This is a genomic window from Clostridioides sp. ES-S-0123-01, assembly GCF_020658415.1.
GTDB lineage: Bacteria > Bacillota > Clostridia > Peptostreptococcales > Peptostreptococcaceae > Clostridioides.
The window spans coordinates 15,062-29,077 of sequence record NZ_JACVWD010000005.1 but is presented as its reverse complement, the minus strand read 5'-3'; the positions used below and the strand labels follow the sequence as shown (position 1 = coordinate 29,077).

11 protein-coding genes are annotated in these 14,016 nt (G+C 27.3%); 2 read left to right on the top strand and 9 right to left on the bottom strand.

The window, feature by feature from the left end:
* Window positions 1-67: 67 nt before the first annotated feature.
* Genes IC175_RS12480 through IC175_RS12470 form a run of 3 tightly spaced genes read right to left on the bottom strand, consistent with a single transcriptional unit; the run spans window position 68 to window position 2,201 of the window.
* Window positions 68-610 (bottom strand): hypothetical protein, encoded by a 543-nt coding sequence (locus IC175_RS12480; RefSeq protein ID WP_227434015.1) that lies wholly within the window; start codon window positions 608-610, stop codon window positions 68-70.
* 35 nt (window positions 611-645) lie between these two features.
* Window positions 646-1,341, bottom strand: coding sequence for an ABC-2 transporter permease (locus IC175_RS12475; protein ID WP_227434014.1), 696 nt, complete (start codon window positions 1,339-1,341; stop codon window positions 646-648).
* Window positions 1,341-2,201: an ABC transporter ATP-binding protein gene (locus tag IC175_RS12470; protein WP_227434013.1), complete on the bottom strand. Its 861-nt coding sequence runs from the start codon at window positions 2,199-2,201 to the stop codon at window positions 1,341-1,343. Before IC175_RS12470 ends, IC175_RS12475 begins: the two co-directional genes overlap by 1 nt.
* 136 nt (window positions 2,202-2,337) lie before the next feature.
* Between IC175_RS12470 and IC175_RS12465 the strand changes: the two genes are divergently transcribed.
* Complete coding sequence (locus tag IC175_RS12465; protein ID WP_227434012.1) at window positions 2,338-3,138, top strand: NAD(+)/NADH kinase; 801 nt, start codon at window positions 2,338-2,340, stop codon at window positions 3,136-3,138.
* A 23-nt stretch (window positions 3,139-3,161) separates the two neighbouring features.
* Window positions 3,162-3,728, top strand: coding sequence for a phosphodiesterase (gene yfcE / locus IC175_RS12460; RefSeq protein ID WP_227434011.1), 567 nt, complete (start codon window positions 3,162-3,164; stop codon window positions 3,726-3,728).
* 372 nt (window positions 3,729-4,100) lie between these two features.
* Here the strand turns inward: yfcE and IC175_RS12455 are convergent, their stop codons facing one another.
* The 6 genes from IC175_RS12455 to IC175_RS12430 form a co-directional block, all read right to left on the bottom strand.
* Window positions 4,101-5,153: a cell wall-binding repeat-containing protein gene (locus tag IC175_RS12455; protein ID WP_227851587.1), complete on the bottom strand. Its 1,053-nt coding sequence runs from the start codon at window positions 5,151-5,153 to the stop codon at window positions 4,101-4,103.
* Window positions 5,154-5,362: 209 nt separating this feature from the next.
* The gene (gene pepT, locus IC175_RS12450; protein ID WP_227434009.1) at window positions 5,363-6,589 is read right to left on the bottom strand and encodes a peptidase T; all 1,227 of its coding nucleotides are present in this window, start codon (window positions 6,587-6,589) and stop codon (window positions 5,363-5,365) included.
* Window positions 6,590-6,677: 88 nt separating this feature from the next.
* Window positions 6,678-7,730: a sporulation integral membrane protein YtvI gene (gene ytvI, locus IC175_RS12445; RefSeq protein ID WP_227434008.1), complete on the bottom strand. Its 1,053-nt coding sequence runs from the start codon at window positions 7,728-7,730 to the stop codon at window positions 6,678-6,680.
* A gap of 150 nt (window positions 7,731-7,880) precedes the next feature.
* On the bottom strand, window positions 7,881-9,134 hold the full coding sequence (locus IC175_RS12440) for an HlyC/CorC family transporter (RefSeq protein WP_227482158.1): 1,254 nt from the start codon (window positions 9,132-9,134) through the stop codon (window positions 7,881-7,883).
* Between the two features lie 132 nt (window positions 9,135-9,266).
* Window positions 9,267-12,794, bottom strand: a complete 3,528-nt coding sequence (locus IC175_RS12435) for an AAA family ATPase (protein WP_227482157.1) — start codon at window positions 12,792-12,794, stop codon at window positions 9,267-9,269.
* Window positions 12,781-13,992, bottom strand: coding sequence for an exonuclease SbcCD subunit D (locus tag IC175_RS12430; RefSeq protein ID WP_227434005.1), 1,212 nt, complete (start codon window positions 13,990-13,992; stop codon window positions 12,781-12,783). Before IC175_RS12430 ends, IC175_RS12435 begins: the two co-directional genes overlap by 14 nt.
* Window positions 13,993-14,016 lie beyond the last annotated feature (24 nt).

Here is a 14,016-nt window from a genome sequence, read left to right as displayed (position 1 = left end):
GAATATTTATAAATTTCATACTATTTTAATTATATATGCAATAACTTTATTTTTCAATTTTTTCAAATTACTCCATAACATTAGAATTCCATACATCATTATTTTTTCTAACTACTAGATATAAACCTTTTGCGATAGGCATTTCCACAGTAAATTCGCCCTTATATTCTACACTCATACCAGAGTCATTAAAATACCTGTAGTCAAAGTTTAACCCCTTTGGAATCACAAAATCGACATAACCTTGATTATTCGACTTTATCCCATAGTTTAAGGTTTTTTCAGTTATAGAATTTTTTTCATTAAACAAATCTATATTTACATAATAAGAGCATTTATTCTCTCCTTTTTTACTCTCAATACAATTCTCAAATCTCATTTTTGCACTGTTTAATCTATATCTGTATTTACTATTATTACTTATTTTGAATCTTATAACAGTACCAATTTCTTCGCTTCTTCTGCTATCAAAATCAAAAACAATTTCCTCTAAATGATTTATTTCATAATCTTTGACACTTACCATATCTCTATATGCTAATTTATTTATAGCTATGAATAGTGTAAAAACTCCCAAAATAAAAATTGAAACTTTTATAAACTTATTCATTTCTAATCTCCTTATATTTTACGCTATAATATTAATTAAAAACTTTTATAATTAAACTTATTTTTTTTTGAAATCTTAATAGAAAAATACATAGATATTATAAAAATCATTATAGTCAAAAATGTAATACTATATAGATTTATATATCTAGTATTAGTCATATCAGTAATATAATTTGAAAGGTATACGCCTCCTACCTTACTATAATTAACATGCTTTACTTGATATACTATCATACTAACCATTCTTAAAATACTCCCATATACAAAATAAACTAAAATACTTATTATTAATCCACAAATTTTCATTTTGCCATATCCAAATTTAAAAAATAAAGGAAGTACTATTGATAAAATTGCTAAAAATATATTTATAGAAAAGAACACATCATTTAAAACCATGCTTCTAAAAAACACTAATGATGTCAATTTACTTATTAAAGATGCAATTGTTGTTATAAAAATTATTAATCCCACACCTAATAAATACTTTGAATACACTATATCTTCAATACTAACTGGCATACTTCTTATAAATATTCTTGAATCACTTTCATAATCACATTCAAATGTATTTACAAAAATCAAATAACTTATGACAACACTTACGGTATAATACGAAATTGAATTAAGGAAAAAATAAAAAATAAAAAATAGCAATATGTACTTCAAATTACGAATCCCATCTGAACTAACTCCTACTATTAAATCTTTTCTTATCAAATTGAACATTATTTCACCTCATTTACATAATAATACATTAGTTCTTCTATAGTAGGATTTTTAACTTTATGTTTATCAATTTCTATCAATAAGCTTTTTACTTTTAAGCTATCTCCAACTTTTAGTAGTGCTTCACTATAATATTTATACTCTTTTACACCCACTATATTTTCTTTAATTTCGTCTAATTCTGCTTTATTTGCCCTAATTATTTTATATTCCTGCTCTATCATATCTTTCTTTATTGTAAAAATTTGATTTCCTTTATTTACAAAAATAAGATAATCCGCAATCCTAATTAAATTATCAGTATTGTGAGTTGAAATTATTACACTACTACTTCCATTTTTCACAAAATCTTTTAGATACTGCATTATTTCTTTTCTTACAATTGGGTCTATTCCAGCGGTTGGTTCATCCAAAATAAGTAGTTTTGCATTATGGCTAAGTGCATTTGCTAACATAAGCTTCTCAGATTGTCCTTTGGATAAATTCTTAATATGTATATTTTCTTCTATTTCAAATTTTTCAAGATATTCATCAAATCTTTCTCTATCAAAATTACTATAAAATAAAGATACTATTCTTCTAAACTCTTTTACCTTCAAATGCGGATAAAATTGTAAAGAATCATATACAAAACCAATATTGTTTTTAAAACTTACTGGAGAGTTGTCAATTGTTTCATTACAAAGTTCAATTTCACCTTCATCAGCATCAATAATCCCCATTATAATTTTTATTAAAGTTGTCTTTCCAGAACCATTTGGTCCTATAACTCCAATAATCTCTCCTTCTTTTAATTCCAAGTTTATATTATTTAATTTAAATTTACCTAATTTTTTTGTGATATTTTTTACCTTAAACACGTCTTCACCTCTTATGTAATTTTTTATACCCCCTATACATATTTTAACACATTCACAACAAGCTAGGTCATTTATAAATTTATAAATTAAGAGTTATAAAACTATGTTATAATACAAAGTATGAAGAGGTGAATATATGAAAAGAATTATAACTATAAATGCAAACCAATTAAATAAGTCCCTTGAGACTAAAGAACTCTTAACTAGAAAACTTGTCAACGCTGGCTTTGAGGTGTATTCAGATATTTATCCAGATACAGAACTTATTATATCAATTGGCGGTGATGGCTCTTTTTTAAGAACAGTTAGAGATTTCGATTTTCCTGAAATTCCCATAATGGGTATAAATACAGGACATCTGGGATTTTTTCCTGATATTTTACCAGATAAGATTGATAGCTTTATTGAAGCTTATATAAAAAAGGATTATATTATTCAAGAAATGTCACTTCTTAATGCTGAAGTATATACAACTACTAGCGGCTCTAACATGCTTGCTGTAAATGAAGTTGTTATAAGAGGAGACAAGTCTAGAACTATACATCTTAATCTAAGCCTTGATGATAAACATATACAAAATTTTAGTGGAGATGGTATGATTATTTCTACTTCCACAGGTTCAACCGCCTACAACTATTCTGCTGGTGGTAGTATTGTTGATATAAAACTTGAACTTATGCAGATTACACCTTTACATCCAATAAACACTAATGCATATAGATGTTTTACATCAAGTATAATATGTTCAAATGAATCTGTTATAAAAATTGCACCAGAATACAGATTTGAAGATTCATTATTGATTGTTGTTGATGGGGTTGAACACAGATTTAGACAAATTGAAAATATAAAAGTTAGCATGTCTGATGCAAAAATAAAATTACTTAGGATGTCAAATTACGAATTTTGGCATAGAGTATCTGAAAAATTTTTATAGACTGCACTTAGGAGGATTTTAATATGAAAATAGGAATAATGAGTGATACTCATGGTAGTTTACTTTACTTTGAAAAAGCATTAAATGTATTATCTGATTGTGATATCCTTTTACATGGAGGAGATGTATTATATCATGGTCCTAGAAATGATATTCCAGAAGGATATAACCCTAAAAAATTTATTGAAGTATTAAACAAATTAGAAAATATTATAATTGTTAAAGGTAACTGTGATGCAGATGTCGACCAGATGGTAATAGAACATCCTATTCAAAGTCCTTATGTCATGAGCCAATTTGGAGAAATTAGGATTATATTAAATCATGGTTATACAGAAACAGAAGAAGAAATTATTGATAAATCAAAGAAAATGGGTGCTGACATATTAGTTTTAGGACATACTCATGTAAAGAAACTATATATGGATGACAATTTAATAGTTATAAACCCTGGAAGTACTTCTATCCCCAAAGATGGAAGCCATTCTGTAGCAATTATAGATATTATAAAAACTGATGATGAAGATGAACTTGAACTTGATATCAATTTAATCGATATTAATACTGGAAATATAATCAATATTAACTAAATGTAGTATTCCATAAGAATGTATTAAAAACGTTAAAGGCTAATACTTAAAACATATAGAGTAAATTTAATTACAAAAGTAAAATATATTATAAAAAGACACTTTACACTAAAGTGTCTTTTCTATTCTATATCATCAGAAAACTGTATAACAACATACGATATTGTAAAGTATCACAAAATTTCTACTAATTATGTTTTAAATAACTTCATCTGTATAACCTACAATATTATAAAGTGTATATTTGCACAAAAACAAGTAAACTAGGCTATTTGCAACTTAATTAGAATTTCAAATACATTAATTCAAACTTCTAATTAAACATAACTTAGTTTACTTGTCTCTATTATATAATATTGCTAATTGATAAAACTACTGTAATCCTAATGCTTCTGTATAAGGATTACTATTTTTTCCTCCACCAACTTGTACAAACTTATTTGCTTTTACTTTCTTTATAAAACTTTGTTGCCCATTACTTAAACTTCCACTTGCAAGAATGACAGGCGATTTTGTTTTTGCTGCCAATACTCCAGCAGCAAGCCCATCAACTAAATCAGCTTCTCTACCACTTCCATCCTTTGCAAAATACATATTACTAACCTTACTTAATTTTCCATAAAATTTTTCTAAAACTTTAGCATTTGTGTCTTTTCTATCTGTTCCAGCTAGTCTTTCTGAATTTACTAGTTGTCCCTCAAGTTTTTTGCTTATATTATATTCTCCGCCTATTATGTATGTCTCATTTGAATTTTGTGTTATAAAACTTTTAGCCTCACTTCGTATACTATCTTTACTTGCATATATTATAGCCATATTATCACTTGCAGCTGGACTTGATATAGAAGTTGCATCTGCTAGACCATTATAGCCATTAACTACTGCTATTTTTGAAACGCCTAAATCTCCTGTATCATCCAATTGTTTAGTAAGAAGCAAAGAAGTTTCTTCTCTATCTGCTCCTCCAATTCTGCTTACTAAAACACCTGTATCTTCAAGATATTTTTTTACATTTGATGAAATTGCTCCTTCACTTCCAATTAAAATAATTTCTTCAGGATTAAGTCTTGTTATCTCATCTGCTACATTTTCTGGTACATTATTTTTATTAGTAAGTAGTATTGGAGCATCCAATTTGCTTGCCAAAGGAGTTGAAGCTAGTGCATCTGGTAATGAATTTGAATTTACTAGAAAAACCCTCTCTGAGCCATTATTCCATCCACTTTGAGATATTTTTATAGCTGTATCAAATCTATCTTCCCCAATTAACTTTTCTCCCTTTGGAGATTTTCTGTTTTGAATATAGCTATTCATATTTTCCTGCGAATTTTTATTCTTGCTAGTTGTATCTGCATATACACAGCTAGGCATTACAAGCCCTAATACAAGTGCAAATACCATTATTTTTTTAGATTTAATTTTCAATATAATTCCCCCTTATTTAAAATATTAATACTTATAGACACTCTGCAATACTTATTTATACCCCAAAGTAAATATAATTACCTTTTATCAAGATAATTATAAAATAGCTACATCATCTTAAATACAAAACAAACTTATAATCCATTTGTTTCATAAAGAATGATATAGCTATTATAACTTTAAACTCTTAATTTTTGAATACTTTTTAACTAAACTCTTTCAGCATATTTTTCAGCTATTCTTATAATTAATTTAGTAGCTTTCTCCATAGAACTAACTGGAATACATTCATTTTTACCATGGAAGTTTAATCCTCCCGTAAATATATTTGGACAAGGTAGTCCTTCAAATGATAGTCTTGCACCATCAGTACCACCTCTTACAGGAACTAAACGTGGCTTTATGCCTACTTCTTCCATTGCCTCTTTGGCTATATCAACGATGAACATAACTGGCTCAATCTTTTCTTTCATATTATAATAAGAATCTTTTAAGTCTAGTTCCACTCTATTATCATATTTCTTATTTATTTTTTCTATATTTTCTATCAATATAGATTTTCTTTGTTCAAATTTTTCTCTACAATGGTCTCTAATAATATAAGCCATGCTTACAGTTTCAACATTTCCATTTATAGTATTTAGATGCCAAAAGCCTTCATAACCTTCTGTTGTTTCTGGTCTTTCATCCGCTGGGAACATTTCTGATATTTCAGCTGCTATATGTATAGCATTGACCATTTTATTCTTAGCTGAACCTGGATGAACGTTTCTACCATGTATAGTAATAGTTGCATTTGCTGCATTGAAGTTTTCACATTCAAGTTCTCCAACTACTCCTCCGTCTAAAGTATATGCATATTTTGCTCCAAATTTTTTAACATCAAATAGATTTGCACCTCTTCCAATTTCCTCATCAGGTGTAAATCCTATTTTTATATCTCCATGCTTAATTTCAGGATGATTGATTAAGTATTCTATTGCAGTTACTATTTCGGCTATTCCAGCTTTATCATCAGAACCAAGCAAAGTTGTTCCATCAGTAACTATTAAATCATCTCCTTTAAATTCTACTAATTCTGGAGAATCTTTTATATAGGTAACAACATTTAATTCTTCATTTAAAACTATATCTTTTCCATCATAATTTTTTATTATTCTTGGTTTAATATCTTTTCCACTTATATCTTCAATTGTATCCAAGTGTGATATAAACCCTATAGTATCTACACCTTCAACATTTCCTTTTAAAGTAGCCATTACATAACTGTTTTCATCTAAACTTACTTCATCAATACCAATTGATTTTAACTCTTCAACTATATATTCAGCTAAAACTCTTTGACCTTCTGAAGATGGACAATTTTCACATTGAGAATTCGATGTTGTATCAAATGATACATACTTTAAAAATCTTTCTACTACTTTTTGCTTCATGCATATACCTTCTTTCTTACAATATTAATGGAATTTTTATTTATTAGTGAATAAAATTTTACTACAAAAATATATTAATTATTTATAGTTAAAAGATATCCACCTTCTTAAGTATATCATGCATACATACCAAACCCAAACAAAAAATTACTCCTATTATTCCCTTTACCTGAATTCCAATAAAAATTGCAGCCAGTGTTGCTAATGGATTTAACCCAACATTTACTGATACTAATTTAGGTTCAAGTATTTCTCTTATCAGAGACAAAACAAAAAATATTATAGTCATACTTACAGCTATAAAATAATTTTTTATAAGAAAATAGTACACGATTATTGGAAGGTATATTGTTATTATTCCTAAAAATGGAATTAAGTCCATTAAAGCTCCTACAAAAGCTACTATAAGACCATATTTCAATCCAAATATAGCAAAACTTCCCCATATAGTAAAAAAAGTTATAGCCATAAGTATTGTATAAGCTCTTATATACCCTACAAGAGAAAGACCTGCTTCCTTCTTTACATTCTTTACCTTTTTTCTTACATCACTAGTAAACATATTATAAAAATTATTTTCAATTTTATCTAAATCTTTTGCTATAAAATATGTAGCAATAAACAAAGTAATTATAAATATTATAATATATGGAATAGAAGTAGCCAGTCCAATTATACTTGTAAGGAGATTTTTTGTAATATGCATTACTTCATTACTAAACTTACTTACTAATTGTTCTATATCAAAGTTAGCTATTTCTTGAAATGATTTCATATAGTTATTTACTTTATTTAAAAAATACATAATTGTATTGCTTATATCTTCAGGGTTAGCAGATATATTATTTAGGAATCTCATTAATTCTTTCACTGAATTTATTGCTATTATTGTAGTAACTGTACTTACTACTGCTACTGCAAGAAAACTCAAAACTAATGTAGATACACCCTTATTGATGCTAAACTTATTTTCTAATTTTTGGGATATAGGATTAATCATAAGAGCTATTATTCCACCTAAAAAAAATGGAGCTATGTATGGAAACGCTTTATAAATAAAAATAAACAACAATGTGTATATACAAAAAAAGATAGTGTTATTTTTTAATTTGTATAAAAAATCATTTTCTAATATATTCATCTTAAAAATCTCCTTCCTTCTAATTTATATTTCTATTTTGTCCATTTAATACTAGTTTTATTTGAATATAAAATAAAAATAAGTGCATTAAATATAGAATTTAAATTCTACATTCAATGCACTTATAATAAATTTAAGAACATTATTACATCATGTATATATTCTTATTTTTTTTATTCTGTTTTTTTCTATACTTTCTATACAAAATCTTATATTATCAACTTCAATTACTTCATTTTCTTCTGGCAGTCTGCTTAAATGTCCAATTATAAACCCACCTATAGAATCAAATTCTTCAGATTCTAAGTTTACACCTATAAGTTCATTGACATCACCAATTTTAGTACTTCCATCTACAATATACTCATCTTCTTTTATAACTTGTATTTCATCTTCTTCTTCATCATATTCATCTTCTATATCACCAACAATTACTTCTACTAAATCTTCTATAGTCAAAAGCCCAGATGTCCCACCATATTCATCTACGACTATAGCCATTTGACTTTTTTCAAGTTTCATCTCTTCAAGAAGCTGTGTTATCTTTTTAAACTCATATGTGAAAAATGGTTCTCTCATATAATTTTTAATATCAAATGACTCTATTTCCTCATCTGATAAAAATATAATATCTTTTATATTAAGTATTCCTATAATATCATCTACAGTTTCTTCATATACAGGCATTCTACTTAGTTTTTCTTCTTTAAATACTTGTATGATTTCATCGTAACTATCTTCCATATCTATAGCTACCATATCTATTCTCTGTATCATTGCATTTTTAGCTTGCATATCTCCAAATTCAAATACATTATTTATGATTTCTCTTTCTTCCATTTCAAGGACGCCTTCTTCATGGCTTACATTTACCATAGTTTTTAATTCCTCTTCAGTTATAAATGACTTGGCTCCTTTATGTGTTATACCAAACAATTTAAATATAACATTCGTAATTATATTAAATACCCATACTACTGGTCTTAATACAAATATAATTACTCTTATAGGCTTAGATACCAAAAGAGAAACCTTTTCTGAGTTACTTGCTGCTATAGTCTTTGGAGTAATTTCACCAAATATTAACACTAGTACTGTCATAACAGCTGTAGCAATTGCTACTCCTTTTTCTCCCATCAACCCTATAAACAGTGACGTTGATATGGATGTTGCTGCTATATTTACAACATTATTTCCAACTAATATAGAACTTAAAAGTTTATTTGGGCTTTCTATTAATGAACTTACTAACTTAGCTCCTTTGACTCCTTCATCTTGCATATATCTTATTCTGATTTTACTTAAAGACATTAAAGCTGTCTCTGATGCTGAGAAAAATGCAGACCCCATAAGTAATACTACTAAAATTATAATCTGGACCAAACTATTGGGCGATTCCAACACTTACCACACTCCTACTTACTTGTTTTTTTATATTGACATTAATTATAAATAAATTTAATATTAGTTTTAATTATATCACAATTATATATTTTTTGGAAATGTTAGATAATATATTCAATTAACATATTGTTTCTAACTGTATTCAATTTTTACTTTTGAACCTACACCAGCTTCACTTGATGAAACCAATAACTTAACAGGAACCCTATTTTTAAGTTCTTCGACATGACTTATTATACCCACACTTAGATTATTACTATGCAATCTTTCCAATGATTCTATAACAATCTCCAAAAGTTCACTGTCCAATGAACCAAATCCTTCATCTAAGAAGAAGAATTCAAGCGGTGCACTTCCTTTTAATTGTATTTGAGATGAAAGAGCAAGTGCTAATGATAGTGAAGTTAAAAATGTCTCTCCTCCAGATAGAGTATCAATACTTCTTCTTTCTCCTCCATTAAAATTATCTCTCATTACAAAATTGAGTGTTGAGTCAATTTCAAGTGCATATCTTCCTTTAGTTATTCCTTCTAGTCTTTTTGATGCTTCTAAAGCTATATACTTTAGTTGATTTGTAGAGACATATTCTACAAATTTATTTCCTTGTATACATTTATCTAATTCTTCTAACAAATCTACTTTATGTTCAACCAATCTAAGTTCCTTATTAAAATCATTTATCTTATCTAAAGAATCTTTTAATGTTAGCAACCTATTTTGATTAGCTCCAATGTCTTTGGATATATTTCCTATTTCTACTTTCATATTATAAATATTATCTTTTAATTGTTCAAAGTATTCTTTTTTAATAATTCTTCCATTTAATTTTTCTTTTGATGATTTTATTTTAAATGATAATAACTTTTGTTCTTCTTCATATTCTAATATTTCTTCAATCAATTTTTTTACTTCTTCACTTTCTAATAACGCTCTTTTTACTGCGTATATACTTTCAAACTTATTTTCTGCTAGCAGTTTATTTAATATTATTTTTTGTTCTTTATATTGTTCTTTAGCAGTTTTAAGTCTTCCATCTATATTGTGCTTTTCAGCAAGATTTTTTTCATATTCTGACCTTTGTTCTTCTAGCTTTACTTTACTAGACTCTTCTTGTTCTAGTATCTTGCATATACGTTCTTCAACACTATGTAAAAGATTTTCAGCTAAATCACCTTTTGTTATGTTAATTACTTCTTTATACTTACTGTCTCTATGCACTTTTTTTTCTACATATAACTCTCTAGCTTTTATTAACTCTAATTCTATTTCATGTAACTTACTTTCTTGTTCTCTTATTTTAATATCTAATAAATCTCTGTTTTTTAATAAGTTTGAGTATCCAGTATTTAATAATTCTAATTTTTTTTCATTTTCTCTTATTTCTTCTACTTTTGATGATAGATTTGAGACTTTAGTAATTGTTTTTAATCCTAAATACTCTTGTTTTAATTTCTTACATTTATGTTCCAGGTTTTCAATTTCGATATTTAAGTCTTTTATTAATTTCTTATAGTTATTCAGACTTTCATTTATCTTTAATTCTTCTTTTTCAATTCTATTTTTTTCTTCTTTTGCCAATGTTATTTTATTTTCGGTGCTTTCCTTCTCTTTTTCCCACTCTTGAATATTAGACTTAAGTACAGCTAATTTTCTTTGTTCATCATCAAGTCTTTTAAATAATTGACTTGATGGAATTTCCCCAAGCTTTCCTTTTACATCTTCCAATTCTTTAGTTTTCATTTTTTCTACAGACACATAACCACTTACTTTAGAATTTAATTCTTCAATATTGTGTCTTATGCTTACTTTTTCTTTTTCCAATTTATCCAATTTGTCTTTGACAAAAACTATATTTTCATCATAATTAGTTATATTATGATTTTCATGGTGCTTTGAACCACAAACTGGGCATGGCACATTTTCTTTTAATTCACGTCTAAGTTCAGAAGCCAAATTCAAGTATTTCAGTTCTTCCAACTCTTTCTCAAGGTCTTCTCTATTTTTTCTATTATTCTCAAGCTTTTCATTTACTAGACTTAGCTCTCTCTCAATATTAAATTTCTTTTCTAAAACTACCTTTAATTCATCTTGTATATTATTTTTCTTACTTTCATTTTCTTTGGTATTATTTGCCTTATTTCTTAATTCAGTTACATATTCAGATTTTAAAAGCAAATCTTCACTTTTACCAGGACATTTCTTAAGAAGAACATCTAAATGAAGAGACAAACTTTCTAGGTTATGGTTGATATCATTTTTATCTCTATCAATATATCTAACTTTTAAATTTATATCTTCTGTATCCTTAGATATTTCTCCTAGCTTATTTATTTTTTGAGTTTTCTCTTCTAGTACTTTATTATAATCTTTCTCATATTCATATGCTAAAAATATTTTTTGTTTTAATTCTGCACTTATATTTACTTTATCTATTTTTCCTTCAACTTCTTTTACAGACTTAATAACTGCTTCTTTTCTAGATTCAGAATCTTTTTTTAGTTTTTCTAACTCCATTTTGTTTTTACTTAAATCAAGGCCATTTTCTTTTAATTCTTTTAATTCCTTATCTAGTAAAACTAATTCTTCTTCTAGTTTTATTGCTTGTTGTAACTTTATTTTTTCCTCACTTAACTTAGGAACTTCTTCATTTTTAATTCGACTTATTTTTTCATATCTATGCTTTGTAACTTCAAGTTCTTGATTTAAAATTACTAATTTTTTATCTAAATTATCTACTGTGAAACTGTCCTCTTTTATTCTTTTTTCTAAATTTTGAACTGTGCCTATATATGGGTCCACTCTTCTTGCATTATTATCATTTTCTACAAGATTAGTTTTTTCTTTTATCTCATTGCTTTTTAGATTAAGTTCATTTTTTCTAAGCTCATTTTTCTCTAGTTTCAATTGTTCCTCATATATTACTTTACTCTCTTCATAAGATTTTTGAGCTAAATCTAAAGTTTTATTTTTATCTTTTTCTAGTTTTTTTAACTCTATTAGTTCTTGATTGATATTATTATACACTTCTTCTGTAATTCCATCGTATTGACTTAATTTTGATTTCAAGTCTTTTAACTTTTGCAAATGTAAATTTTTTCTCTTTTTTACCTTATCTCCAAGACTTCTTCCATACTTTTCAAGATTGAAAATTCTCTCTAACATGTCTCTTCTATCTGCACGTGATAATCTCAAAAACTCATTGAATTTGTCTTGTGGTAAAACTACTGACCTCGTAAAATCGTTTGATGTTAGTCCTACAACTTGAGCCACTTTTTCATTTACTTCAACAACTTTATCAGCCAAAACATTTTTTGTATTATCATTTAACACCTCTACTAATCTAGCGCCAGAAGTTTTTGTTCCTGTTTTACTTCTTACAATAGTTCTATCTACAATGTATCTTCTTCTTGTATTTTTGCTTCCTATCTCAAATTCATATGATATAATTGCTTTGTCACATACACTGTTTATATATTCTTTTGTATTTCTAGATATATTTCCATACATAGCAATGGTTATGGCATCTAAAATTGTAGATTTCCCACTTCCAGTAGTCCCAAATATTCCAAACAAACCTCTTTCAATTAGCTTTTCAAAGTCTATAACTTGTTTATCAATATAACTATTAAGTCCAGTCAGTTCTAATCTAATTGGTCTCATCTGTTGATTCACCTTCTTCACTTATTATATCTAGAAATAAATCCATAAGTTCTCCTTTTGGTTCTACTCCTCTACTAAAGGAATAAAATTCTTTGAATAATTCTGCCATAGACTTTTCTTTTATATCTACACTTTCTTGTTCATAACAAGATGTTATTATCGGTTTTATCTCTATTATGTCTTTTAATAATTCTTTCATTTTTTTAATTTCACTTTGAGATATTATCTCATCAGTATTTATTTCAAAGTATGACCAAATATCTCTACCTTGATTTTTCTCACATATATCTAAAGCTTCATCTATACCATTACATTTAAATACTTCTATTGGCTTGTAATTATTAAAATAAATTTCCTCGATATTTGGTTTTTCTCCTGCTTTTATATCCACTATATACGCACCTTTAGTATATGCTCTTTCATCTTTGCTGTATTGAAGCGGAGAACCAGAATAATATGCATTTAAACGTTCAGAAGCTTTTTGTTGTTTGTGCAAATGTCCTAATGCAGTATATTGAGCTTTTTCTGGTAAGTCTTTTTTTTCAACCAGAAAGCTTCCCCCTAATTGTATTGGTCTCTCTGATTCTGTACTCTCTCCACCTATTACAAATATATGTGATACTGCTATATTTATAGTATCGCTTCTAAAATTTTCTCCTAAACTTCTAAATATATCACCTACTTTTTCAGAGTAAGTCTTTTGCTTTTCCAAATCATCTTCACTTGAAAAAACCTCATTTAATCTTTTTTCACTTGGATAAGGTAATGTAGCAATTACAATACTTTCTCCATTTATATTTAGTGTTGTGCATCCTTGTACAGCCTCTATTATTTCAAACTTTTCATACTTAGCTCTTTCTGTAGAACTTGATGGATAACCAAATATAAGTATACCCTGTTCATGTGCTAAAGGTGTTATTGCAGAAAGTCTCTCTGGATTATCATGATTCCCAGAAATTATTATTACACATCTTTGTCCATTATTAGCAAGTCTTGAAACAGTTCTATAAAACAGTTTTTCTGCTTGAGCTGGTGGATTAGAATTATCATATATATCACCAGCAATTATTACCATATCAACTTCATTTGATTCTACTATTTGTATGAAGTCCTCACAAAATTTTGCCTGCTCTTCAATTCTAGAGTGGCCTTCTAGGTATTTCCCTAAATGCCAATCTGATGTATGAATGAATCTCATTTTTTCCCTCCCCATTTATATTTA